The following is a 21,658-nucleotide window of genomic DNA, read 5'->3' on the forward strand; positions in this document are numbered from 1 at the left end:
TGATCCCAGCTTAAGGAGCAGCAATGGCAGCAGGCAAGGAAATCCGCGGCAAGATCAAATCGGTGGAAAACACCAAGAAGATCACCAAAGCCATGGAAATGGTGGCCGCCTCCAAGATGCGCAAGGCGCAGGACCGCATGCGTGCGGCCCGGCCTTATGCCGAAAAGGTGCGTCAGATCACGGGCAACCTGAGCAAGGCCAATCCGGAGTACACGCACCCGTTCATGCAGTCGAACGACGCCAAGACCGTGGGTTTTGTCGTCGTCACCACGGACAAGGGTCTGTGCGGTGGTCTCAACACCAACGTGTTGCGCGCCGTGACGAACCAGCTCAAGGACGTGCAGGCCAAGGGCCAGTCCGCCGAAGTGGTGGCCATTGGCAACAAGGGTCTGGGCTTCATGAACCGGGTCGGTGCCAAGGTGGTGTCCAGCGTGACCAGCCTGGGCGACACGCCGCATCTGGAAAAACTGATCGGCCCCGTCAAGGTGCTGCTCGATGCATACACCGAGGGCCGGATCAGCGCCGTCTACCTGAGCTACACCAAGTTCATCAATACGATGAAGCAGGAAGCTGTGGTGGAACAGCTGCTGCCGTTGTCGGCCGCCGACCTGCAGGAAGGCGCCAAAGGCGGTGACTGGGACTACATCTACGAACCCGACGCGCCTGCCGTGATCGACGAGTTGCTGGTGCGTTACGTCGAGGCGCTGGTCTATCAGGCGGTTGCTGAGAACATGGCATCCGAGCAGTCGGCCCGCATGGTCGCCATGAAGGCAGCCACCGACAACGCAGGCAACGTCATCAACGAGCTCAAGCTGGTCTACAACAAGACCCGTCAGGCCGGCATCACCAAAGAGCTGTCCGAGATCGTGGCCGGCGCCGCCGCAGTTTAATTTTTATTGGAGCGACAAATGGCTCAAGTACAAGGCAAGATTGTTCAGTGCATCGGCGCCGTGGTGGACGTGGAATTCCCCCGTGACCAGATGCCGCGCGTTTATGACGCCCTGAAGATGGAAGGCTCCACCCTGACGCTGGAAGTGCAGCAGCAGCTCGGTGATGGCGTCGTGCGCACCATTGCGCTGGGTTCGTCCGACGGCCTGCGCCGTGGCATGCAGGTGACCAACACCCATGCGCCGATCACGGTGCCCGTGGGCAAGGCCACGCTGGGGCGCATCATGGACGTGCTGGGCAACCCGATCGACGAGCGCGGCGACATCGATCAGGGCCTGACTTCCTCCATCCACCAGAAGGCGCCGAAGTACGACGAACTGTCGCCGTCGCAAGAACTGCTGGAAACCGGCATCAAGGTGATCGACCTGGTGTGCCCGTTCGCCAAGGGCGGCAAGGTGGGTCTGTTCGGTGGTGCCGGTGTGGGCAAGACCGTGAACATGATGGAACTCATCAACAACATCGCCAAGGCTCACTCGGGTCTGTCGGTGTTTGCGGGTGTGGGCGAGCGGACCCGTGAAGGGAACGACTTCTATCACGAAATGGCCGATTCCGGCGTCGTGAACCTGGAGAACCTGGCCGAGTCGAAGGTGGCCATGGTCTACGGTCAGATGAACGAGCCCCCGGGCAACCGTCTGCGTGTGGCCCTGACCGGTCTGACCATCGCCGAGTCTTTCCGCGACGAAGGCCGTGACGTGCTGTTCTTCGTGGACAACATCTACCGCTACACCCTGGCCGGTACCGAAGTGTCTGCCCTGCTGGGCCGCATGCCTTCGGCCGTGGGCTACCAGCCGACGCTGGCCGAAGAAATGGGCCGGCTGCAAGAGCGGATCACGTCGACCAAGGTCGGCTCGATCACCTCCATCCAGGCAGTGTATGTGCCGGCCGATGACTTGACCGACCCGTCGCCCGCCACCACCTTCGCCCACTTGGACTCCACCGTGGTGCTGTCGCGTGACATCGCCGCCCTGGGTATCTACCCTGCCGTGGACCCGCTGGACTCCACCAGCCGCCAGCTGGACCCGCTGGTGGTGGGCCAGGAGCACTACGAGACCGCCCGCGCCGTGCAAGGCACGCTGCAGCGCTACAAGGAACTGCGCGACATCATCGCGATTCTGGGCATGGACGAACTGGCGCCGGAAGACAAGCTGGCCGTGGCCCGCGCCCGGAAGATCCAGCGTTTCCTGTCGCAGCCGTTCCACGTGGCCGAAGTGTTCACGGGCTCGCCCGGCAAGTACGTGCCGCTGTCGGAAACCATCCGCGGCTTCAAGATGATTGCCAACGGTGAGTGCGATCACCTGCCGGAGCAGGCTTTCTACATGGTCGGTACCATCGACGAAGCCTTCGAAAAGGCGAAGAAGGTCGCCTGATGGCACAGGGCTTCGCTGAGCGAGGCCCGTCCACTGAGCCACCTGTTCCCTTTCCACTGGAGTCCCTATGAGCACCATCCACGTCGATGTGGTCAGCGCCGAAGAGTCCATCTTTGCGGGCGAGGCCAAGTTCGTGGCCCTGCCGGGCGAAGCGGGTGAACTGGGCATTCTGCCTGGCCACATTCCGCTGATCACCCGCATCAAGCCCGGTGCCGTGCGCATCGAGAAGGCCGACGGCGGCGAAGAATTCGTGTTTGTCGCTGGCGGCATTCTGGAAGTGCAGCCGCACTGCATCACGGTGCTGTCCGACACGGCCATTCGCGGTCACGATCTGGACGAAGCCAAGGCCAGCGAGGCCAAGAAGGCCGCCGAAGAGGCACTCAAGAATGCCAAGAGCGATCTTGACCTGGCCAAAGCCACGTCGGAGCTGGCTGTCATGGCCGCCCAGATCGCGGCGTTGCGCAAATACCGCCAGAAGAAGTGATTCGTCCTTGGCGAAGCATCTCTGAAAAGACCGGCCCTGAGCCGGTCTTTTGTTTGGCACGCGCTTTTTGGGTGCATGCTTGCCAAGCATGAGGTCTCCACCCATGGACAGCACGCTGCCTTCGATGTTCGAAAACCCGGAGCTTGGGCCGGAAGCACTGGCGGCGCACCTGCTGGTGACCCGTTCGGCACTGGACGAGCTCAAGCTGGCCGATGCGGTGAAGGTTGTGCGCTATATGCGCCCCAAACGGGTCAAGGCCGGCACGGTTTTCATCCGCGAGGGAGAGGCCGAGCGCAGCGACTTCATGCTCCTGGTGCTGGATGGGGATGTGGCGGTCGAAGGCGCGCAGGGGGGCGCCGAGAACATTGTCGTCAGCGTACAGGGGCCAGGCAGCCTGATCGGTGAGCTCGGGCTGATCGACGGGGCACCCCGCTCGGCCACCTGTACCGCCATCACCGATGTGTCGGTGGCGATTCTGTCGCGCGCCGCGATGATGCGGCTGCTGCAGGCAGAACCCCGCGTCGGCGCGCGGCTCGCACTGGCGATCGCCAAGCGCACGGCCGATCACCTGCGCGAAACGACGCGCAAGCTCAAAACCTTTGCCCAGATGAACAAGGCGCTGCAGCAGGAGCTGCATGTGGTGATGAACAACCGCACGGGCATTCCGCGTCAAGACTGAGCGGACAGCGTACGGTTCAGACCCGGACGATGGTGTTCGGCAGTTCGTTGGCGGACGGCTGACCGGCGTGTGCCGGAAAGTGGGCAACCAGCAGCGCAGAAACCTCGCCGAGCGCCTGGGTCAGGCCTGTTTCAAAGTCACCGGCCTGCAGGTGAAGGCGGAGGTGATCGACCGCCGCCTGCCACTGTTCGGGCGGCACGTGGCGGGCGAGGGCACGATCGGCCACGAACTCGATGGCCTGTTCGGCGAGCAAGAGGTAGATCAGCACCCCATTGTTGTGTTCGGTGTCCCAGACCCCCAACTGCCCGAACCAGAACAGAGCCCGCTCGCGCACCAGTGGGGCCAGGGTGCAGCGCGGCCCCTGGCGCCACAGCAGGTCGGTGGGCAAGGCGGCTTCCACGCAGATCCGGACCTGGCCGGTGTGCCGTGCTTCGCTGGCGCCAATGCGTGCACTCAGGCGCTCAGCCATGTCGTCGGGGATGCGCCGCCGTGTGTCGCGGCTGTCGCACCAGCGGTGCCGCATCAGGGTGAACCAGGCTGCCATGGCTACCACCGCCCAGAGGCGCCACCGCCGCCGAAATTGCCGCCCCCGCCAGAACCGAATCCACCTCCGCCACCAAAGCCGCCGCCACCCCAGCCGCCGGAGGAGCCTCCACCTCCCCAGGGGCCGCGACCGCCCCCCCGGCCCCCGCCGGAAGACACGGGCAACAAAGGCAGCAACAGCGCGGCCACGAGGGCGACGATGCCGGCGCCTACGGCAATCCAGGCTACAGAAGTCAAGATCCAGGCGAGCCCGCCCGCGCCGAGACCGGTGAGGAGCGCACCGAAGCGGTTGCCAAAAAAATTGCGCAGCACGGAAGCGAACATGGGCACGGCGAAGGCCATGAAAACCAACAGGTCGAACCCGCTCACCCTGTCGGCGGGGCGGCTGTCGGGCTGCGCGGCGGGTAAGGGAAGCGCTTCGCCGACGATACGCGCCTGGAGCTGATCCAGGCCGGCGTTGATGCCGCCAGCGTAGTCGCCGCGCCGGAAAGCGGGAGCGACGGCCTGGTCAAGAATCCGGCGAGCCAGGACGTCGGGGATGGCGCCTTCCAGTGCCTTGGCCGGGGCGATGCGCATGCTGCGGTCGTCCTTGGCAATGACGAACAGCAGGCCGTCGCCGACGCCGGAGCGGCCAATCTTCCAGGCATCGCCGAGGCGCTGGGTGAAGTCGGTGATGTCCTCGGGGGCGGTGGTGGGCACGATCACCACGACGATCTGGGTGCCGCGTTCCTGTTCGAAACGGGCCAGGCGCTGTTCGATGGCGGTGCGTTGGGTGCCAGCCAGCGTGTCGGTCTGGTCGATGACCCGCGCGCTGAGCGCAGGCACCGGGCGCAATGCCTGGGCTTGAACGAATGCCGGCAGGCACAGGCCCCAGAAGCCCGCCAGAGCGAGCCACCAGAGCCAGGGCATCTTGCGGATCACTTCTTCTCGAAGTCGACCTGCGGCGGGGCAGAGACGGCCGCCTCGTTCGCCACCTGGAAACCCGCCTTGGGGGCGTAGCTGAAGGCCTTGGCGGTCAGGTTGGAGGGAAAGCTGCGCACCAGCACGTTGTAGGCCTGGACAGACTGGATGTAGCGGTTGCGGGCCACGCTGATGCGGTTTTCGGTGCCTTCAAGCTGTACGCGCAGGTCGGCAAACGCCTGGTTGGCCTTGAGATTGGGGTATTGCTCGGCGACCACCATGAGCCGGCTCAACGCCCCCGTGAGTTGCCCCTGGGCGGCCTGGAAGCGCGCCATCGCTTCGGGGTCGTTGAGCGTTTCGGGGGTGACCTGAATGCCGGTGGCACGGGCACGGGCTTCGATGACGCGGGTGAGGGTGTCTTGCTCGAAGTTGGCCTCCCCCTTGACCGTGGCCACGATGTTGGGGATCAGGTCGGCCCGTCGCTGGTACTGGTTCAGCACTTCGGCCCAGGCCGACTTGCTTTCTTCGTCGAGGCGCTGGAAATCGTTGTAGCCGCAGCCGGCCAGCAGGCTGGACCACAGCAGAATCAGCACGAGGGTGAGTCGCTGCATGATGAAAACTCCGTTCAAGAGGGGATGTGCCGTTACCATTTTGGCATGCGGCTTTCGCGCGCCCTCGCAGCGAACGGCCTCGCCCCCTCAAAGTTCACGCTCCCGTGTCGATATGCCCGCTGCCCGCAAACCCCGCATGCTCCCGAACACGCCCGACGAGGTCGAGCATGCCTTTTACGAAGCCTTGCAACACGGTGATCTTGAGCGGGTGATGGCCTGCTGGGCCGATGAAGACGACGTGGTGTGCGTGCATCCGGGGGGGCGCGCCTGATCGGCCATGCAGCGGTGCGTGCGGTCTATGGTCAGCTGCTGGCAGACGGGCCGTTGCGGGTGCATGCCGAAAGGGTGCGGCGTCTGGACGCGGGTTCGTGCAGTGTGCACAGCGTGGCCGAGCGGGTGGATCTGCCCGGTAACGACGGTGGGCAGCAGGCCTGGGTGGTCGCGACCAACGTCTATGCCAAAACGGTGCAAGGGTGGCGTCTGGTGGCGCACCATGCGAGCCCCGGCCGCGGTGAAGAGCCGCAGGAAGCGGCCGAAGGGCAGGCCGCGCTGTTGCACTGAGATGGCGGAGGATCTGGCCGCCGCGCGCTTTGCGGCGTCGTACCGCGCTCCCTGGTGGTTGCCGGGGGGCAACGCGCAGACCATCTGGGCCGCGACACAGGCGCGCCGCCGGCTGGTGCCGGCGCGTGGTGCGGTGGTATGGGCGCGCGAACGCTGGGAAGCGCCCGACGGCGATTTCATCGATGTCGACACCACCGCGCACGCGAGCGCTCCCGGTGCACCGATGCTGGTGCTCTTTCATGGGCTGGAAGGCTCTTCGGCGAGTGCCTATGCCGAAGCCTTTGCGGACGTGGCCGAGGCGTGGGGCGTGCCGCTGGCGGTGCCGCATTTCCGTGGCTGTTCCGGTGAGCTGAACCGCGCGCCCCGGGCCTACCACTCGGGAGACCATGCCGAGATCGACTGGATCCTGCGGCGCCTGGCCGCAGCCCAGCCGGATCGTGCCCTGCTGGCGGCAGGGGTCTCGCTGGGCGGCAATGCCTTGTTGCGCTGGGCGGGAGAGCAGGGGACACAGGCCGCCGCCGTGGTGAAAGCCGTGGCGGCCATCTGCTCGCCGCTGGATCTCGCGGCCGGGGGGCAGGCCATCGGGCGCGGCTTCAACCGGCTGGTGTACACCCGCATGTTCCTGCGCACCATGGTGCCCAAGGCCCTGGCCAAGCTCGCGCAACACCCCGGGCTGTTCGACCGGAATGCGCTGCTGGCCGCCCGCGACCTGTACGCGTTCGACAACGTGTTCACCGCACCCCTGCATGGCTTCCGGAACACGGAGGACTATTGGACAAGGGCTTCCGCCAAACCGCTGTTGCACGCCATCCGGGTGCCGGCGCTGGCCCTCAACGCGCTCAACGACCCGTTCGTGCCGGCCGCTTCGTTGCCGGGTCCGGCAGACGTGGCTGCGGGCGTTACGCTCTGGCAACCCGCGCAGGGCGGGCACGTGGGTTTCCCCGTGGCCGACCCGCCGTGGCGCTGGTCCGTGCATGTGCGTGCGATGCCGGAGGCCGTGGGCCGCTGGCTGCTGGCCCATGTGTGAAACCCCGCCCGGTCTGCGGGCCTGTCAATCGAGGAGATCCATGGACGAAATCGTGAAAGCGGCCATGGCCAAATGGCCGAACGTGCCCGACTGCTACGGCTGGCTGGGCCTGGATGCCCGGGGCCACTGGTACATGCGCGACGACCGCACACAGGCGCAAGGCCCTTTTGCCCTGCTGTTTGGCGATGAGGGACCTGCTGCGAAGGGATCGATGCTGCGGCACGACAAGCTGATCGAATTCATCCAGCGCAACTACGCCGCCGATGCACAAGGTCGCTGGTTTTTCCAGAACGGCCCGCAGCGGGTGTTTGTCGAGCTTGAAGCCACGCCCTACATCTGGCGCCTGCCACCCGATGGCCAGGTCGTGGCGCACACGGGCACGCCGGCGGGCGAGGTGCAGGCCTGCCTGATCGACGAGGCGGGGCACCTGTATCTGCGCACACCGTTGGGCCTGGGACGTGTGCACACCGCCGACATGGCGGTGGCGGCCGATCGGGTGGAAGCGGGGCAGTGGGTGCCGGAGCCAGTGCGGCAGATCGATCTGCCGGCGATCGGCGGTTTCGATCCGAGCCCTGCCCGTGGCGCTCCGGGCTGAGCATCGCAGGGGGCACAAAAAAAGCCGGTCGAAGACCGGCTTTTTGGGTTGGGGGGTGAAAAGGGCCGAATGGCTTACTTCACCGCAGCCAGCATGTATTCGACCGCAGCCTTGATGTCGGCGTCGGAAGCGGACGAGCCACCCTTGGGGGGCATGGCGCCCTTGCCCTTGAGCGCGCTGGCGGTCAGACCGTCGAGGCCGGCACCCACACGCTGGGCCCAGGCCGCCTTGTCACCCAACTTGGGGGCACCTGCCACGCCCGCAGCGTGGCACACCTGGCAAGCCTGCTTGTAGAGGGCCTCGCCACCACCGGCCACCGAAGCGCTGGCGGCGGCGGGGGCTGCTGCAGCGGCTGCTTCGGCCGCAGGAGCCGCCGCAGCCGGTGCAGCGGCGGGGGCTTCGGCAGCAGGAGCTGCTTCGCTGCCCGCGGCGGCCGGCGCTTGGGGTTCGGCGAACTTGGCGCCGCCGGCGTTGGCCATGTGCACCACGGCGCGACCGATTTCGACGTCGCTGAAAGCGCCGCCACCCTGGGCACCCATGGCGCCCTTGCCCTTCAGGGCAGAGTGCAGCAGGGCGTCGTAGCCGGTGGCGATGCGGGCCGACCAGGCGCCTGCGTCACCAAACTTGGGCGCGCCAGCCAGACCGGTGGCGTGGCAGGCCGCGCATTGGGCGGTGTAGACCGCTTCGCCCGACTGCAGCGGGCGGTTGGCGTCGCGCAGCTCGACCGAACCAATCTTCTGGATGCGCTGCGCCGTGGCCAGGGCCGGATCCACCGAACCGGCGGCGGGCTTGTCGTCGCGGGTGACGTAATAGACGAGGCCGATGATGATGAACACGGGGACCACAAACGCGAAAAACGACGTCCACAGCAACTGGGCAGGCGTCTTGATGGGGCCGGTGTGAGAATCGTGCGCGTGGTCGCTCATGGTGTCCTCGGGGGCGATGGGCTCGCTGGTTGGGTGTGGGGCAATCCGCTGGCGGGCAGTGGACAGCCCTCAATTATATCCAGCCCCCCTTGGCAGCCGGCGACGTTCTTGGCCGCCTGCTAGAATCCACGAGGTTGCGGCTGTAGCTCAGTGGATAGAGTATTGGCCTCCGAAGCCAAGGGTCGTGGGTTCGATCCCCGCCAGCCGCGCCACCTTTTTTGCCGTCCTGAAATCGCAAGCATTTGTGATGCAGACCTCCATGCGCAGGTTTGTCGGCGGGACGCTGATCCCTTCTTCTATACGAGACCCGGCTGTGGTGTGCCCAGCCGGCGCCGCAGCCCGCGCATGAGCGCCCCCAGCACGGGCAGCTTCATGTAAAGCTCTTCGGCCGCGTCCCAGTAGTCGCGGTGCAGCGCGACCAGGCCGTCCGGTGAAAACACGAGGTGGGTGGCCCCGTGGATGCACAGCTCGGCACTGCCCGCCCGGCGCTGGAAGCGAAACGCCCAGGTCAGGAAGGCGTGGTCGCCCTCGGTGGCACTGTGCGCCACCCGGAAACGGGGATCGTGCAGGGCCTCAAACATGTGGTGGAAGATGCGGCCGATCGCGTCGCGGCCCTGGACTTCGTTGAACGGGTCCTTGAACGCGGCCCGTTCGCCATACAGCGCCAGCAGCGTGGGAAGGTTGGCGGGGCTGAGCTGCTCGTAGGCGGTGATCAGCCGGTTGGTGCGGGCGTCGGGGCTGGCGGCGGTCATGGTTCAGGACTGGGTAATACGGCGCACCGCCGCGAAGTACCACGCATCGGGCAGGCAGCGCAGCAGGCGCACCCAACGCGTGAAGCGGCGCGGGAAGTTCATCTCGAAGCGGCCCTGGGCCCAGCCACGCAGCATGGCCGCAGCGGCCTGCTCGGGCGTGATGAGCGCGGGCATGGTGAATGCATTCTGTGCCGTCAGCGGCGTGTCGACAAAGCCGGGGTTGACGATGGAAACGCCCAGGCCGTGCGGGTGCAGGTCGAGGTACAGGGTTTCGGCGAGGTTGTTGAGGGCGGCCTTGGTCGGACCGTAGGCGAGCGAGAGCGGCAAGCCCCGGTAGCCGGCCACGCTGCCGACCAGGCTGATGTGGCCCTGACCCGCGCTCAGCAACTGCGGCAGCACGGCGTCCAGCAGGTGCAGGGCGCCGCCGTAGTTGACCGCCAGGTGGCGCTGCATGTCGCTCAGGTCGAAGGCGGTGGCTTTCTGAGCCCGGTAGTGGCCGGCGCAGTACAGCACGAGGTGCGGTGGGCCACCGGTCTGGGTCGAAACCGCCTGGGCAGCCGCGCGCACCGCGTCGGCATCGGTCACGTCCAGCGGCAGGGCCAGGCTGCCGGGGTGTTCGTGCACGAAGCTGTCCAGGGCCGCGGCCTGGCGCGCCGAGACCACGACGCGCGCGCCCTGGTGGTGCAGCAAGGCGGCGGTGGCGCGGCCGATGCCTGACGAAGCGCCGACGATCCAGACCGTGCGGCCGCGCCAGTCGGTCAGCGGCGGGTTGAGCGGGGGGCCGAACAAGGGCATGGCTCAGTTCGCGGGCGCGGGTTTGGTGAACACCAGGGTCACCTCGCCCAGGTGCAGGCCGAACTTGCTCATGGCCGAGCGGTTGAGCACCGTGCGCTCGTCCATGCGGTACATCCAGTCGTCCAGGTGCACGTTCCACACGCGGCCGTCCACCGGCAGCGCGAGTGTGTAGGTCCAGTGAAAGGCGTTGCCGGCCGTCTGCCCGCTGGCTTCGCCGACCACGTCATCGGCCTGGCCGGTGTAGCGGCCATCGCCGTGGTGCCGCAAGCGCCAGACGCGGCGCTGCGTGCTGCCGTCGCTGTAGCGGAAGTGTTCGTCGAGCGTGCCCTCGTCGCCGTTCCACTGGCCGGTCATCTGCACGGTGAAGCGCCGGACCACGCGGCCCGACCGGTCGGTGAAGATGCCTTGGGCGGTGAGCGGGCCGGTGAGGTATTCCCGCAGGTCGAGCAGCGGGGTTTCATTCGCGTATTCGCGCACGTCGGGGCCGGCGCAACCGGCCAAAGCGACGGCGAGGCCCGCTGCGGCCAGCGCCGCTATGGCGCGGCGGCGGAGGTGGATCCAAGGAGTCTTCATGAGGTTTGCCTCCATGTGGGATGACGGTGTTCAAAGCGCCACAGCAAGCCGGCCGCGCTCAGCTTGAGCAGGCAGGGCAGGCCACCGTAGGCCCAGGCCAGCGCCTGCAGGCCAGCGGGGTCGGTGCCGCCGGCGCGGTAGCCCCAGGCGGCCAGCAACGGCAGGGCGAGTCCAGCGGCCAGGGCCAGGTTGAGCTTGGTGGCGCAGGCCCACCAGCCCAGGTAGCGGCCTTCGTGGCGCTGGCCGGCACCGGCCTGGTGGATCACGCCGGTCAGCAGGGCGCCAGGCAGGGCGAGGTCGGCGCCCAGGGCCAGACCGCTGGCCAGGCAGATGCCGAGGAACCAGAGACCGTCGCCGCTGCCGAGCCAGGGTGTGAACGCAAAAGCGGCCACGCTGGCCAGCATGCCCAGGCGCCAGGTGGGGGCCAGGCCCCAGCGGCCGACGGCCCGCACCCACAAGGGCAGGCCCAGGGCGGCGGCGCCGAAGAAGGCCAGCAACAGCAGCGGCTGCAGGTCCGGGGCCTGCAGGCGGTCGGCGACAAAAAAGGGCAGCAGCGTGGCCGGCACCGCACTGGCCACCCCGTTGAGCATGAACACCGCCAGCAAGGCGCGAAAAGCCGGGTCGGACCAGGGCGACGGGGCGCTGCCGGTCGGCGCCGTACTGGTGGCGGCGGCGTGCAGCGTGGGGGAGCGGGTGCGACCGAGGGCGGCCAGGGCCAGCACCAGCCCCACCGCGAGCACCGCGCTGGTGGCGCTGAAGCCCAGCCAGGCGGGCAGTGCGCTGGCCAGCAGCACGCCGGCCAGGGTGGCGCCTTCGCGCCAGGCTGCCACGCGGGCGCGCCACAGCGGGTCGCCACCCCAGCGCGTGCCCCAGGCCTGGTGCAGGATGCTCACGCCGCTGTAGGCCAGGGTGCTGACCAGCAGGGTGGCGGTGAGCCAGAGGAGCAAGGCCGTGGGCGTGCTGCCGGGCGGGTGCCAGAGCGCGGCGAAGCCGATGGCCAGCACCGCGCTGCCCAGGGCCGCGGCCCGCCAGGCCGGGCGCGGGCCACGTTGCAGCAGGCGGTCGGCCAGGCGGCCCAGCGCGGGGTCGACCAGCGCGTCCAGGGCGCGGGTGAGCAGCAGCACCAGGCCCAGCGCCGCCAGGGGCGCACCGGCCACACTGGCGTAGTGGTGCGGCAGGTGCACGTACAGCGGCAGCGAGACGAAGGCCAGCGGTGCGCCCAGCGCGCCATAGCCCAGGCCCGTGCGCCAGGGCAGCGCGGGCCGTTTGGTGGGCAGGGCGAGGGCGGCCATGGTGGGGCGGTTCAGGACGCCGAAGGGCCCAGCAGCGCGTTGCGCAGCGCGGGGGCCGAGGTCTGTGGCGCGAGCCAGATGCCGAAGAAGCGGTGCGCGTAGTCGGCGTCGGCGATCTGCGCCGTGGGCCGGCCGTTGTGGAAGAAGCGCACGCCGCCCTGGCCGTCGTGCAGGCCGAGCAGGCGGTCCTGCGCGGCCACGTCGGGGAAGGCCTGCGTCATCAGCGCCAGCCAGGTGCGCGCCTGTTCGTCGCTGAACGGGGCCACGCGCCGCATTTCGGCGATGGAGCGCTCGGCGATGGCCTCGCCTTCGAGCTTGCGGTCGTAGACCAGTTCGAGCGCGAAGGGATGGCGGGCGTATTGCGCGGGCTCGAAACCGGGCAGGGTCCAGAGCCGGATTTCGTACACGCGCAGGCCGAAGAAGCGCAGCACGCCGCTGCCGCGCAGCCCGGCCTGGGCCAGGGTGTCTTGCAGCTCGGTGGGCAGGGCGGGGGAAGCCAGGGTGGTGTCGGACATGGTGGCGGCGGTCAGAACGAGGGCGGCGGCCCCGCAGCGCAGGGCCTGGCGGCGGCTCAGGCGTGCGGTGCTCATGGCTGGGGCTTGCGCAGGGTGAACTGGACGACGTCGGTGCTGCCGGCGTCGAAGGCGGCTTCGCAGTAGGCCAGATAAAAGTGCCAGATGCGCTGGAAGCGCGCATCGAAGCCCTGGCGCCGCACCTCGTCGGCGGCCTGGGTGAAGGCCTCGCGCCAGCGGCGCAGGGTCTCGGCGTAGTCGGGCCCGAAGGCGAGCCGGTTCTCGACCACGAAACCCGCGCGCCGGGCTTCGGCCTCGAAGGCCGACACGCTGGGCAGCAGGCCACCGGGGAAGATGTACTGCTGGATGAAATCGGTCGAGCGGCGGTAGCGCTCGAACAGGTCGTCGCGGATGGTGATGGTCTGGATGCAGGCGCGGCCACCGGGCTTGAGGCAGGCGCGCAGCGTGTCGAAGTAGCCGCGCCAGTATTCATGACCCACGGCCTCGAACATTTCGATCGAGACAACGGCGTCAAAGGGCTGGGCGGCGTGCTGCGCCGGCAGGTCGCGGTAGTCGAGGTACTGCAGTTGTGCGCGATCGGTCAGGCCGGCGGCCTGCAGGCGTTGCGCGCCCCAGCTGAGCTGTTCGCGCGAGAGGGTGACGCCGGTGATGCTGGCGTTGAATTCGCGTGCTGCGATTTCGGCCAGGCCGCCCCAGCCGCAGCCGATTTCCAGCACCCGCGAACCGGCCTCGACCCGGGCCTCGCGCAGGGCGCGCCGCACCTTGGCTTCCTGGGCGGCCTGCAGGTCGGCGCCGCGCGCGTCGCGGCCCTCGAACCAGGCGCTGCTGTAGCTCATGGTGGGGTCGAGCCAGAGGCGGTAGAAGTCGTTGCCGAGGTCGTAGTGGGCGTGGATGTTGCGCGCGCTGCCGGCGCGCGAATTGCGCCGCATCAGGTGGCGCAGCCGGTAGACCAGGCGGCCCCACCAGTGGCCGTAGACCACGCCTTCGAGGTGTTCGCGGTTGCGCAGGCACAGGCGCAGCAGGGCGGCCAGATCGGGGCTGTCCCAGTCGCCGTCGAAGTGGCTTTCGGCCAGCCCGATGTCGCCCGACTGGAGTGTGCGCTCGAACACCCGCCAGTGCGTCACGCGCAGCGTGGCGTGCGGCGCCGACGGGTCGGCCGGCGCGCCGGCAGGCAGGCGCCGGTGGCTGCCGTCGGGCAGGTGCAGGTCGAGCTGCCCATGCGGCAGGCGTTCGAGCAGGCGCAGCACGCGGCGGGCGGCCACGGGGGCCTGGGCCGGCAGGGCCGGGGCGGTCAGGGGCGCGGTGGTGGTGTTCATCGGGTGACGAAGTGCTCGGGCGCAGCGGGTTTGGCGAAGAAGGGCACGCGCTTGATCCACAGGCGCAGCGCCTGCCAGTGGATGCGGGCGATCACGCCGAGCGTCATCAGCGGCATGCCGAAGAAGGCCCGGCGCGCACTGGCCGGGGTCAGGGGTTCGAGGTCGCCGCCCACGCTGGTCTGCAGCAGTGGGCCCTGCTCGTCGTGCAGGTCGACACGCGCCAGGGTGTGTGTGCCCTGGCGCTCGAAGCGGAAGCGGTACTGCCCGGCCACGCGGCAGAACGGCGAGACGTGAAACACCTTGTGCGCCGTCTGTTCGCGGCCCCAGGCCAGGTCGGGCCCGGCCAGCAGGTAGGCGTGGCGTTCGCCGAAGGTGTTGTTGACCTCGGCCACCACCGCCGCGAGCGAACCGTCGGCGCGGTGCGCGTACCAGAAGCTGACCGGCTTGAAGGCGTAGCCCAGCACGCGCGGGAAGGTGTGCAGCCAGACCTCGCCGTCGGCGTCGTGCACGCCTTCGCGCTGCAGCAGGGCCTCGAACCAGGCCAGCGCATCGTCGCCGCCTTCGCCGTGGTCGCGGTCGTGGAAGCTGAGGGCGCCGAACCGGTTGCGCCGCAGCGCCGGGGCCGGTTGCTCGCGCAGGCTGCGCAGTGGCAGGTGCAGGAAGTAGCTGGGGTAGCGGAACGTGTGTTCCGCCGGGCGCAGGCGCCGGTGCCAGACCTGGCCGAACCCGATCATGGGCTGTGCGCCGGGGTTCATGCCGCCCCCCTGAGGGGCGCCGTCGGCCAGTTCCGCAGCGCTTCGAGCACACCGTCGGCCGCGGTCAGGCCGGCGCGCAGGCCGTCTTCGTGGAAGCCGTAGCCGCACCATGCGCCACCGAACCAGGTGCGGCGCTGGCCTTGCAGCCAGGGCAGCTCGCGCTGGGCTTCGATGGCCGCGCGGTCGAACACCGGGTGGCTGTAGGCGATGCGCCGGTGCACCTGGTTTTCGTCGATGGCGCGCGCGGGGTTGAGCGAGACGATCACCGGCCGCTGCCACGGCAGCGGCTGCAACCGGTTGATCAGGTAGTGCAGGCACACGCGCGCCTGCTCCTGCGGGGCCTGCGGCGCGCGCTCGTAGTTCCATGCTGCCCAGGCCGCCTGCCGCTGCGGCAGCACCGTGGTGTCGGTGTGCAGCACGGCCTCGTTGGGCTGGTAGCGGATGGCGCCCAGCACGGTGCGCTCGGCGGCCGTGGCGTCATCGCCCAGCAAGGCCAGCGCCTGGTCGCTGTGGCAGGCCAGCACCACGGCGTCGAACTGCTCGCTGCCGTGCGCGGTGCGCAGCAGCACGCCGTGATCGAGCCGGCGCAGGCCCAGTACGGGGGTGTTCAGCCGGGCGTCGGGCAGGGCGGCGACCAGGCGCCGCACGTACTGGCGCGAGCCGCCGCGCACCGTGTACCACTGCGGCCGGTCGGTGACTTGGATCAGGCCGTGGTTGTGGCAGAAGCGGATCAGCGTGGCCACCGGGAATTGCAGCATCTGGTCGGTCGGGCAGGACCAGATGCAGCCGATCATGGGCAGCAGGTAGTTGCGCCGGAAGGTGGGACCGAAGCGGTGCGCGTCCAGGAATTCGGCGATCGACTGCTGCAAACCGGCGTCGGCGCCGCGTTCGGCCAGCGCGGTCGTCAGGCGGTTGAAGCGAAGAATCTCGGCCAGCATGTGCCAGAAACGCGGCCGCAGCAGGTTGCGGCGCTGCGCGAACACCGCGCCGAGCGAGCTGCCGCTCCATTCCAGGCCGGGCCGGCCGTCGGCGCCGGGTGCTTGCACCGAAAACGACATGTCTGACGCGGCGACGTCCACGTCCAGATCGGCAAACAGCCGCGTCAGCAGCGGGTAGGTGCGCTGGTTGTAGACCAGAAAGCCGGTGTCCACACCCTGGCAGACACCGTCGAGGTCGAGGTCCACCGTGTTTGCGTGGCCGCCGAAATGGCTGCCGGCCTCGTACAGCGTGGGGCGCACGCCGGGCGCGCTGGTGGCCAGCCGCCAGGCGGCGGCGAGGCCGGTGATTCCCGATCCGATGACGGCGATGCGGTGCATGTTGAACGCTCTAAACCTTGATGACCATTATTTGAACTGATGAGTTCAAGTTTTGTCCATCAAATTCCCGCTTTGCACTTATGGGTATTTGTCGTGACCCCGATGGTCTAGAATGTGGGCATGGGAGCCCGACCGTCCATCCGAGAACAGATCCAGCGCGTGCGTGTGGAAGCCATCGTCGCGTCCGTCAACCGCCTGCTGGCGACCAAGGGCTACGACGCCATGACGGTGGACGAGGTGGCGGCCGAAGCGGGCCTGGCCAAGGCGAGCCTGTACAAGCTGTTTCCGTCCAAGGAAGAGCTGGCCGGGGCCGCGATGGTCGGTGTGCTCGACCGTGCCCTGGCCTTTGTGGATGGCCTGCGCGCCCAGGCTGCCGAGGCGGCAGCCAGTGGCCAGCCGCTGCGCGCCATCGACCAGCTCCAGGCCGTGACGCGTTGGGCCATGTTGACCCAGCTCGAAGGGGAAATGCCGTCGCTGCCGGCGCAGAACTCCAGCCTGAGCGCGTCGCTGCAGGCCAACGAGGCTTACATGGACCGGCTGATCGCGCTGAGCAACCGGTTGAGTACCTGGATCACCGAGGCCCAGACGCGCGGCCAGCTCAACCCCGGCCTGCCGCCCGATCTGGTGCTCTACACGTTGTTCGCCCGTGCCTGCGATCCGGTGGTGGCGCTGCTCAAGGACTCGGGGCAGTACACGCCGGCGCAGATCGTCGACTGGGTCACGTCGACCACCTTCGACGGGCTGGGCGGCCGCAGCGCCTGAGCCGCCCACCGCCCGCAGGCCGTCGTCACATGCGCGATGGCAGCCAGGTCGCCAGCGCGGGCCAGACGTAGATCAGCCACGCCAGGAACAGGATCATCAGCCAGTAGGGCGTGACGCCGACGAAGATCTCGCGCACCGTGAGTTCGCGGTCTGGCACCGCGGCCTTGACCACGAACACGCTCATGCCGAAGGGCGGCGTGAGCACGCCGGCTTCGATCACCAGGATGCCGACCAGGGCGAACACGATCGGGTCGATGCCGAGCGAGACGGCGATCGGCCAGAAGATCGGCACGGTCAGCAGCATGATGGAGATGCTGTCGATCATGCAGCCCAGGAAAAACCAGACCGTGGCCATGAACAGCATGGTGCCCACCGGCCCCAGGCCCCAGGCCTGCAGCAGCGCCTGCACTTCCTGCGGCAGACCGTTGAGCGCCACCAGCTTGCTGAACATGGTGGCCGTGAGCAGCAGCAGCATGATCGGCGTGACCGTGCGGCCCGCTTCCAGGAAGGCATGGCCCATGCCGCGCCAGCGCATGCCCTTGAGCCAGGCCACGACCAGCGCGCCGAGCAGACCGACCGCGCTGCCTTCGGTGGGGGTGAAAAAGCCGAACCAGATGCCGCCCAGCGTGAGCACGATCAGCACCCCCACGCCAAGCGCGCCCAGGGTCTGCCGCGGGTCGGCGGGCTGCGTGGCTTCGGGGCTTTCCGGGGCGGCCTGCGGCCGCAGCTTGGCGAACCCCGCGCAGTACACGGCGTACATCGTGGCCAGCAGCAGGCCCGGCATCACGCCCGCGGCGAACAGCTTGCCCACCGACTGTTCCGTCAGGATGGCCCAGACGATCATGAACACCGACGGCGGGATCAGCAGCCCCAGCACCGAACTGCCGGCGATGCAGCCGGCGGCGAAGCTGCGGCTGTAGCGGTTGTCGCGCATCACGGGGTAGGCCACATGGCTGAACGCTGCCGCAGCCGCCACCCCGACACCGGTCACCGCCGCGAACACGGCGTTGCCGCCCACCGTGGCCACGGCCAGCCGGCCCGGCACGCCCTTGAGGCGGCGGTTGACGACGTTGAACAGGTCGCCGGCCGCGCCCGAATGCGCGATCAGCATGCCCATCACCGTGAAGCAGGGAATGACCACGAAGTTGTAGTCCTTGATGCCGGACAGGGCGGTCTGCCCCACCAGGTCCATGGCCGGCCAGGCGCCGCCCAGGGCGACATAGAGGCCGAACAGCGAACTGCCGGCAAAAGCGAAGATGACCGGCACACCGGCCATCACGAGAACGACCAGCACCAGCAGCGCGGCCCAGGTTTCGATGAACATGAATACCTCGTCAGTGCGTGGGGGAAGCCGGCGTGGCGGCGCGGCCGCGCAGCGCCTCCACCACAAAACCGATGCAGACCGCGGCCCCGATCAGCCAGAGCACCAGGGTGCCGAAGCGCAGGGGCGAAGCGGGCAGGCGGAAGGCGTCGTTGCCGAAGAACTCGGCGCTCTTCCAGCCCTCGATGGCCGGTTCCCAGCCGGCGGCCACGAAGACCAGGAAGATCGCGCAGCCGATGCCCCAGGCCACCACGTCCAGGGCGCGCCGCATCAGCGGCGGCATGCGGTCGAGAAAGAACGTGACCCGCAGCAGCTTGCCCTCGCGCATGGCGTGTGGGGCCTGCAGGAAGGTCAGCAGCACCAGGCCGGCGCTGGTGAGCTCGGCGGTGCCCGCGAACGGGCGGTTGAACAGCAGGCGGCCCGCCACGTCGTAGGCGATGACGCCCACGAGGGCGAACAGGGTGGCCGCGCCGATCGTGTGCAGCCCGAGCAGGGCGCGGTCGATCCACGGTTTCATGAAGCTTCCTTGTGATGGGGGATGAAAAACCAGGCGGCGATGGCCAGCAAGGTCATGGTGGCTGTGCTGAAGACCACGGCCTGGTGCGCCGACAGCGCGCGCGGCAGCCAGGGGGTGGCCCAGGCCGAGAGCGCGCCGGTGCACATGTGCACCGTGCCGATGCCGGCCGTCACCAGGCCGGCCTGCCGCGCGTGGCCACCCAGGGCCATGGCGAAGGCGGCTGGAAACACCATGCCGTGGCCGACGGCGTACACCGTCAGCGCCAGCGTCCAGAGCCAGAGGCTGGGCCAGAGCAGCGAACCGGCCAGGCAGGCCATACCGGCCGCCGCCAGCACCAGCCCCTGCCGGAACAGCGTGGCACCGGGCCGGTGGGCCCGCTGCCGGACCCAGTGGTTGCCCACGGCAAAGCCCAGGTAGCTCAGGCCCAGCACGCTGGCGGCGGTGCCGCCGCCCACGCCGGTGGACGCCTGCAAGGCCGCCGGACCCGCCGCCGCGATGATGAAAAACGGCGCCGCGATGCCGGCGAAGGCCAGGGTGATGCGCTGCAACGGCCGCTGGCGGGCCAGTTGCCCCCAGGACGACCAGCGTGGGGTGTGGGTCCCCGCCGGCCGGGTTTCGTGCTGCCAGCGCCAGGCCAGCAGGGCCCCGGCGCCGACCAGCAGCGCCAGCAGGCCCAGCGGGGTGCGCCAGGTGCTGTCCTGGGCCAGGGCCCAGGACAGGGGCGGGGTGATCGCCGGCAGAAAGGCAAAGACCAGGGCCAGCACCGCCATGCTGCGTTGCAAGGCCACGCCCTCGTGCAGGTCGCGCAGGCAGGTGCGCGGCACCACCAGGCAGGTCGACAGGCCCAGGCCGGTCAGGAACCGGCTGGCCATCAGCGTGCCCGGCGTGTCGGCCAGCACGCACAGCCAGGCCCCCAGACTGGCCAGCGCCAGGCCGGCCAGCAGGGTGACGCGACGGCCCCAGCGGTCCGCGGCATCGCCGGCCACCGGCTGGCCCAGGCCGAGGCCCAGGGCCAACAGCGCGACGGTCGCGGCGCGGCCGCTGCCGTCCAGCGGTGTCTGGCCGAACACGGGCTGCAGGCCGACCGCCACGTTCAGCCCCAGGGGGGCCAGGCTCGCCACGCCCGTCACATAGGCCAGTGACAGGTGCGGCGGGGCCGAGGGCGTGGAGGCCAGGTGGCCGGAGGACGTCATGGCGGGGCGGACCGGTCGCTCAGAGCGGGTAGTCGATCGGGAACTTGAAGCCCGCTTCTTCCAGGTAGCGCACATAGGTCTTCATGACCTGCGTGGCCGGCTGGCCCTTGCCATCGAGCTCCTTGGCGGCCTTGGCAGGCAGGTCCTTGACCATCTCGGCCCAGTGGCGCTTTTCTGCCGGGGCGAGGGCGTTGACCTTGATGCCGGCCTCGCGCATGCGCGCCTCGATGGCGGCGTCGCGCTGCTTGCTGATGTCGGCCACCTTGATCGTGGCCTCGTCGGCCACCTCGTCGATGATCGCCACCACCTCCTTGGGCAGGCGGGCGCGGGTGCTGCGGCTCATGAACGACGCGAAGGTGCTGTAGGAGCCGAAGCCGGTCTTGGTCCAGACCTTGGCCACTTCCTTGAGCTTGAACGCTTCCATGCCGGAGATGAAGAACAGGCTGCCTTCGGCCAGGCCGTTCTGGATTGCCTGGTAGTGCTCACCGATGCCCAGCGTCACGGGCACGGCGCCGGTGGGAATGAACAGCGGGGCGTTGGTGCCGGCCATGGCCACGCGCTTGCCCTTGAGGTCGTCGACCTTGCTCCAGTCGAAGGTGGTGGCCACGCCATAGGCTTCGGTCACCATCTGCGCCAGGATGTGCGCGTTGTACGGCTCCATGCTGGCCTGCAGCGCCGGCACTTCGCGCAGCATGCGCGTGGCCACCTTCTGCTGCAGCACCGGGTCGTCGGCGGTGAACGGCATGTAGGCGCTGTAATTCAGCAGGCCGGCGCGGGCCTGTTCGAAGCCGATCGGCGACAGGCCGATGTCGAGCGAGCCCTTCTGCACCGCTTCGATGGCGCCGTCGACCTTGGCCACGCTGCCGCCCCAGGCCTTGATGAAGCGGATGTCGTGACCGGTGCGGGCCTTCACGCGCTTGGTGACTTCGTCCGCGAAGAAGGTGTCGTAGACCTGCACGTAGGTCAGGCCGGGCGTGTGGCCGCCGCCCATGCGCAGGGTGAAGCTGGCGGCCTGGGCGCTGCCGGCGGCCACCGCCATGACGGCGGCGGCGAAGAGGGTGGAAAAGCGTTTCATGTTGTCTCCTGGGGTCTCGTGGGGGGAATCATTCGAAGGCCAGGTCGAGCAGCAGGCTCTCGTAGCGTTCGGGGTTGAGCAGGTGGGGATAGTGGCCCCCGGTGGGCAGGCGCACGTGGCGCGCGCCCGGGTAGCGCTGGCGCAGGCGGTCGCGCGCCGCGGGCGGGATCAGCGGGTCGTCCTCGCAGTCGAGCACCACGACCGCTGCGTCCGGCAAGGGCAGTGCCGGGCAGGCCGTGGCCTGGGTCACACCGGCAAACCGCGCGTGCAGGTTGTCGGGCGACTGGCGCTCTTCCAGCATCTGCTTCTGCAGTTGCTGCAGCGGGCTGACCGGACTGTTGCGCACGCGCTCCAGCCAGGTGGCGTGCAGCACGGCGGGCGGGGTCTGGCGCACCCACTCGGGGTCGAACAGCGGGTTGGCCGCGAGGTCGCTGGCGTCGGTGAAGCCGTTGCCGATCACGAGCTTGCGCACGTGGTCGGGGTACAGGCGCGCGAAGTGCTGCGCCCAGTACGCCGCGAACGACGAACCGACCACGATCGAACACGGCAGGCCGAGGTGGTCGAAGACCGCCTTCAGGCCCTGGCTCAGGCCTTCGGCATCGCTCTGTTCGGGATAGGTCACCGCGATCAGCCGCAGCCGTTCACCCAGCGACAGCAGGGTGCGCACGTACATGGCGCCGTCGCCCACCGAGCCGGGCAGCAGCACCACGGGTGGGCCGTCGGCCTTGGTGTCGATCCAGCGCCAGACGAAGCCGCCGCTGTCCAGCGAACACCAGGTGTGGCGCGCTTCGAGCCTGTCGATCAGCTCGCGCATGGC

General features: G+C 68.8%; 26 protein-coding genes and 1 tRNA gene. 10 read left to right on the forward strand and 17 right to left on the reverse strand.

From position 1 onward, the window contains the following. Nucleotides 1-23 precede the first annotated feature (23 nt). From atpG to L0977_RS08070, 4 genes are all read left to right on the forward strand, one after another. Entirely contained in the window at nucleotides 24-890 is an 867-nt protein-coding gene (atpG, locus tag L0977_RS08055) for a F0F1 ATP synthase subunit gamma (protein ID WP_234264344.1), read from the forward strand. 18 nt (nucleotides 891-908) lie between these two features. Next, the gene (atpD, locus tag L0977_RS08060) at nucleotides 909-2,315 is read left to right on the forward strand and encodes a F0F1 ATP synthase subunit beta (protein WP_234264345.1); all 1,407 of its coding nucleotides are present in this window, start codon (nucleotides 909-911) and stop codon (nucleotides 2,313-2,315) included. A 67-nt stretch (nucleotides 2,316-2,382) separates the two neighbouring features. After that, entirely contained in the window at nucleotides 2,383-2,799 is a 417-nt protein-coding gene (locus L0977_RS08065; protein ID WP_234264346.1) for a F0F1 ATP synthase subunit epsilon, read from the forward strand. Between the two features lie 103 nt (nucleotides 2,800-2,902). After that, nucleotides 2,903-3,478 carry a cyclic nucleotide-binding domain-containing protein gene (locus L0977_RS08070; RefSeq protein ID WP_234264347.1) on the forward strand — a complete coding sequence of 192 codons (576 nt, stop codon included), beginning with the start codon at nucleotides 2,903-2,905 and terminating at the stop codon, nucleotides 3,476-3,478. Nucleotides 3,479-3,494: 16 nt separating this feature from the next. Here L0977_RS08070 and L0977_RS08075 read toward each other — a convergent pair whose 3' ends face one another. The 3 genes from L0977_RS08075 to L0977_RS08085 are packed head-to-tail and all read right to left on the reverse strand — an operon-like array spanning nucleotide 3,495 to nucleotide 5,532. Next, entirely contained in the window at nucleotides 3,495-4,022 is a 528-nt protein-coding gene (locus L0977_RS08075) for a TPM domain-containing protein (protein ID WP_234264348.1), read from the reverse strand. 2 nt (nucleotides 4,023-4,024) lie between these two features. Continuing rightward, a complete protein-coding gene (locus L0977_RS08080) occupies nucleotides 4,025-4,942 on the reverse strand; it encodes a TPM domain-containing protein (RefSeq protein WP_234264349.1) in 918 nt (305 codons plus the stop codon). Then, complete coding sequence (locus L0977_RS08085) at nucleotides 4,939-5,532, reverse strand: LemA family protein (protein ID WP_234264350.1); 594 nt, start codon at nucleotides 5,530-5,532, stop codon at nucleotides 4,939-4,941. Before L0977_RS08085 ends, L0977_RS08080 begins: the two co-directional genes overlap by 4 nt. Nucleotides 5,533-5,668: 136 nt before the next feature. On the opposite strand from L0977_RS08085, the gene L0977_RS25685 reads away from it, so the two are divergent. From L0977_RS25685 to L0977_RS08100, 4 genes are read left to right on the forward strand one after another with little or no spacing between them, the layout of a single operon-like run. Next, complete coding sequence (locus L0977_RS25685) at nucleotides 5,669-5,803, forward strand: nuclear transport factor 2 family protein (RefSeq protein WP_442786621.1); 135 nt, start codon at nucleotides 5,669-5,671, stop codon at nucleotides 5,801-5,803. Next, nucleotides 5,776-6,093, forward strand: a complete 318-nt coding sequence (locus L0977_RS08090; RefSeq protein ID WP_442786622.1) for a YybH family protein — start codon at nucleotides 5,776-5,778, stop codon at nucleotides 6,091-6,093. Before L0977_RS25685 ends, L0977_RS08090 begins: the two co-directional genes overlap by 28 nt. Nucleotide 6,094: 1 nt before the next feature. Then, nucleotides 6,095-7,120 carry a YheT family hydrolase gene (locus tag L0977_RS08095; RefSeq protein WP_234264351.1) on the forward strand — a complete coding sequence of 342 codons (1,026 nt, stop codon included), beginning with the start codon at nucleotides 6,095-6,097 and terminating at the stop codon, nucleotides 7,118-7,120. Nucleotides 7,121-7,160: 40 nt separating this feature from the next. Further along, nucleotides 7,161-7,715 (forward strand): DUF2946 family protein, encoded by a 555-nt coding sequence (locus L0977_RS08100; RefSeq protein WP_234264352.1) that lies wholly within the window; start codon nucleotides 7,161-7,163, stop codon nucleotides 7,713-7,715. 74 nt (nucleotides 7,716-7,789) lie between these two features. Here L0977_RS08100 and L0977_RS08105 read toward each other — a convergent pair whose 3' ends face one another. After that, nucleotides 7,790-8,641 carry a c-type cytochrome gene (locus L0977_RS08105; protein ID WP_234264353.1) on the reverse strand — a complete coding sequence of 284 codons (852 nt, stop codon included), beginning with the start codon at nucleotides 8,639-8,641 and terminating at the stop codon, nucleotides 7,790-7,792. A 136-nt stretch (nucleotides 8,642-8,777) separates the two neighbouring features. On the opposite strand from L0977_RS08105, the gene L0977_RS08110 reads away from it, so the two are divergent. Continuing rightward, nucleotides 8,778-8,853, forward strand: a tRNA-Arg gene (locus L0977_RS08110). An 84-nt stretch (nucleotides 8,854-8,937) separates the two neighbouring features. On the opposite strand, the gene L0977_RS08115 is transcribed toward L0977_RS08110, so the two are convergent. From L0977_RS08115 to L0977_RS08150, 8 genes are read right to left on the reverse strand one after another with little or no spacing between them, the layout of a single operon-like run. Continuing rightward, nucleotides 8,938-9,393, reverse strand: coding sequence for a nuclear transport factor 2 family protein (locus L0977_RS08115; RefSeq protein ID WP_234264354.1), 456 nt, complete (start codon nucleotides 9,391-9,393; stop codon nucleotides 8,938-8,940). Nucleotides 9,394-9,396: 3 nt separating this feature from the next. Next, the gene (locus L0977_RS08120) at nucleotides 9,397-10,188 is read right to left on the reverse strand and encodes an SDR family NAD(P)-dependent oxidoreductase (RefSeq protein WP_234264355.1); all 792 of its coding nucleotides are present in this window, start codon (nucleotides 10,186-10,188) and stop codon (nucleotides 9,397-9,399) included. A 3-nt stretch (nucleotides 10,189-10,191) separates the two neighbouring features. Continuing rightward, nucleotides 10,192-10,761, reverse strand: a complete 570-nt coding sequence (locus L0977_RS08125; RefSeq protein WP_234264356.1) for a DUF3833 domain-containing protein — start codon at nucleotides 10,759-10,761, stop codon at nucleotides 10,192-10,194. Next, nucleotides 10,758-12,053 carry an MFS transporter gene (locus L0977_RS08130; protein ID WP_234264357.1) on the reverse strand — a complete coding sequence of 432 codons (1,296 nt, stop codon included), beginning with the start codon at nucleotides 12,051-12,053 and terminating at the stop codon, nucleotides 10,758-10,760. Before L0977_RS08130 ends, L0977_RS08125 begins: the two co-directional genes overlap by 4 nt. 11 nt (nucleotides 12,054-12,064) lie before the next feature. Then, nucleotides 12,065-12,643, reverse strand: coding sequence for a chalcone isomerase family protein (locus L0977_RS08135; RefSeq protein WP_234264358.1), 579 nt, complete (start codon nucleotides 12,641-12,643; stop codon nucleotides 12,065-12,067). After that, nucleotides 12,640-13,902 carry an SAM-dependent methyltransferase gene (locus L0977_RS08140; RefSeq protein ID WP_234264359.1) on the reverse strand — a complete coding sequence of 421 codons (1,263 nt, stop codon included), beginning with the start codon at nucleotides 13,900-13,902 and terminating at the stop codon, nucleotides 12,640-12,642. Before L0977_RS08140 ends, L0977_RS08135 begins: the two co-directional genes overlap by 4 nt. After that, a complete protein-coding gene (locus L0977_RS08145; protein ID WP_234264360.1) occupies nucleotides 13,899-14,657 on the reverse strand; it encodes a DUF1365 domain-containing protein in 759 nt (252 codons plus the stop codon). The genes L0977_RS08140 and L0977_RS08145 overlap by 4 nt, the downstream gene beginning before the upstream one ends. Then, nucleotides 14,654-15,973: an NAD(P)/FAD-dependent oxidoreductase gene (locus L0977_RS08150; RefSeq protein WP_234264361.1), complete on the reverse strand. Its 1,320-nt coding sequence runs from the start codon at nucleotides 15,971-15,973 to the stop codon at nucleotides 14,654-14,656. The genes L0977_RS08145 and L0977_RS08150 overlap by 4 nt, the downstream gene beginning before the upstream one ends. Before the next feature lie 120 nt (nucleotides 15,974-16,093). On the opposite strand from L0977_RS08150, the gene L0977_RS08155 reads away from it, so the two are divergent. Then, on the forward strand, nucleotides 16,094-16,735 hold the full coding sequence (locus L0977_RS08155; protein WP_234264362.1) for a TetR/AcrR family transcriptional regulator: 642 nt from the start codon (nucleotides 16,094-16,096) through the stop codon (nucleotides 16,733-16,735). 25 nt (nucleotides 16,736-16,760) lie between these two features. On the opposite strand, the gene L0977_RS08160 is transcribed toward L0977_RS08155, so the two are convergent. From L0977_RS08160 to L0977_RS08180, 5 genes are read right to left on the reverse strand one after another with little or no spacing between them, the layout of a single operon-like run. Continuing rightward, complete coding sequence (locus tag L0977_RS08160; RefSeq protein ID WP_234264363.1) at nucleotides 16,761-18,059, reverse strand: TRAP transporter large permease; 1,299 nt, start codon at nucleotides 18,057-18,059, stop codon at nucleotides 16,761-16,763. 10 nt (nucleotides 18,060-18,069) lie between these two features. After that, on the reverse strand, nucleotides 18,070-18,573 hold the full coding sequence (locus tag L0977_RS08165) for a TRAP transporter small permease (protein ID WP_234264364.1): 504 nt from the start codon (nucleotides 18,571-18,573) through the stop codon (nucleotides 18,070-18,072). After that, nucleotides 18,570-19,766, reverse strand: coding sequence for an MFS transporter (locus tag L0977_RS08170; protein WP_234264365.1), 1,197 nt, complete (start codon nucleotides 19,764-19,766; stop codon nucleotides 18,570-18,572). The genes L0977_RS08165 and L0977_RS08170 overlap by 4 nt, the downstream gene beginning before the upstream one ends. Nucleotides 19,767-19,785: 19 nt before the next feature. Continuing rightward, entirely contained in the window at nucleotides 19,786-20,841 is a 1,056-nt protein-coding gene (dctP, locus tag L0977_RS08175) for a TRAP transporter substrate-binding protein DctP (protein WP_234264366.1), read from the reverse strand. Between the two features lie 28 nt (nucleotides 20,842-20,869). After that, the gene (locus L0977_RS08180; protein WP_234264367.1) at nucleotides 20,870-21,655 is read right to left on the reverse strand and encodes an alpha/beta fold hydrolase; all 786 of its coding nucleotides are present in this window, start codon (nucleotides 21,653-21,655) and stop codon (nucleotides 20,870-20,872) included. Nucleotides 21,656-21,658: the final 3 nt, after the last annotated feature.

The organism is Hydrogenophaga sp. NFH-34 (genome assembly GCF_021401345.1).
Classification (GTDB): Bacteria; Pseudomonadota; Gammaproteobacteria; order Burkholderiales; family Burkholderiaceae_C; genus Hydrogenophaga; species Hydrogenophaga electricum.

Bases quoted from the DNA above. Each gene is read 5' to 3' on its own strand.
- L0977_RS08095 (WP_234264351.1), top strand. From the start codon at position 6,095: ATGGCGGAGGATCTGGCCGCCGCGCGCTTTGCGGCGTCGTACCGCGCT.
- L0977_RS08140 (WP_234264359.1), bottom strand. From the start codon at position 13,902: ATGAACACCACCACCGCGCCCCTGACCGCCCCGGCCCTGCCGGCCCAG.
- L0977_RS08070 (WP_234264347.1), top strand. From the start codon at position 2,903: ATGGACAGCACGCTGCCTTCGATGTTCGAAAACCCGGAGCTTGGGCCG.
- L0977_RS08145 (WP_234264360.1), bottom strand. From the start codon at position 14,657: ATGAACCCCGGCGCACAGCCCATGATCGGGTTCGGCCAGGTCTGGCAC.
- atpG (WP_234264344.1), top strand. From the start codon at position 24: ATGGCAGCAGGCAAGGAAATCCGCGGCAAGATCAAATCGGTGGAAAAC.
- L0977_RS08075 (WP_234264348.1), bottom strand. From the start codon at position 4,022: ATGGCAGCCTGGTTCACCCTGATGCGGCACCGCTGGTGCGACAGCCGC.
- L0977_RS08100 (WP_234264352.1), top strand. From the start codon at position 7,161: ATGGACGAAATCGTGAAAGCGGCCATGGCCAAATGGCCGAACGTGCCC.
- L0977_RS08120 (WP_234264355.1), bottom strand. From the start codon at position 10,188: ATGCCCTTGTTCGGCCCCCCGCTCAACCCGCCGCTGACCGACTGGCGC.
- L0977_RS08125 (WP_234264356.1), bottom strand. From the start codon at position 10,761: ATGAAGACTCCTTGGATCCACCTCCGCCGCCGCGCCATAGCGGCGCTG.
- dctP (WP_234264366.1), bottom strand. From the start codon at position 20,841: ATGAAACGCTTTTCCACCCTCTTCGCCGCCGCCGTCATGGCGGTGGCC.
- L0977_RS08115 (WP_234264354.1), bottom strand. From the start codon at position 9,393: ATGACCGCCGCCAGCCCCGACGCCCGCACCAACCGGCTGATCACCGCC.
- L0977_RS08150 (WP_234264361.1), bottom strand. From the start codon at position 15,973: ATGCACCGCATCGCCGTCATCGGATCGGGAATCACCGGCCTCGCCGCC.
- L0977_RS08085 (WP_234264350.1), bottom strand. From the start codon at position 5,532: ATGCAGCGACTCACCCTCGTGCTGATTCTGCTGTGGTCCAGCCTGCTG.
- L0977_RS08155 (WP_234264362.1), top strand. From the start codon at position 16,094: ATGGGAGCCCGACCGTCCATCCGAGAACAGATCCAGCGCGTGCGTGTG.
- L0977_RS08135 (WP_234264358.1), bottom strand. From the start codon at position 12,643: ATGAGCACCGCACGCCTGAGCCGCCGCCAGGCCCTGCGCTGCGGGGCC.
- L0977_RS08105 (WP_234264353.1), bottom strand. From the start codon at position 8,641: ATGAGCGACCACGCGCACGATTCTCACACCGGCCCCATCAAGACGCCT.
- L0977_RS08165 (WP_234264364.1), bottom strand. From the start codon at position 18,573: ATGAAACCGTGGATCGACCGCGCCCTGCTCGGGCTGCACACGATCGGC.
- L0977_RS08065 (WP_234264346.1), top strand. From the start codon at position 2,383: ATGAGCACCATCCACGTCGATGTGGTCAGCGCCGAAGAGTCCATCTTT.
- L0977_RS08180 (WP_234264367.1), bottom strand. From the start codon at position 21,655: ATGCGCGAGCTGATCGACAGGCTCGAAGCGCGCCACACCTGGTGTTCG.
- L0977_RS25685 (WP_442786621.1), top strand. From the start codon at position 5,669: ATGCTCCCGAACACGCCCGACGAGGTCGAGCATGCCTTTTACGAAGCC.
- L0977_RS08170 (WP_234264365.1), bottom strand. From the start codon at position 19,766: ATGACGTCCTCCGGCCACCTGGCCTCCACGCCCTCGGCCCCGCCGCAC.
- L0977_RS08160 (WP_234264363.1), bottom strand. From the start codon at position 18,059: ATGTTCATCGAAACCTGGGCCGCGCTGCTGGTGCTGGTCGTTCTCGTG.
- atpD (WP_234264345.1), top strand. From the start codon at position 909: ATGGCTCAAGTACAAGGCAAGATTGTTCAGTGCATCGGCGCCGTGGTG.
- L0977_RS08130 (WP_234264357.1), bottom strand. From the start codon at position 12,053: ATGGCCGCCCTCGCCCTGCCCACCAAACGGCCCGCGCTGCCCTGGCGC.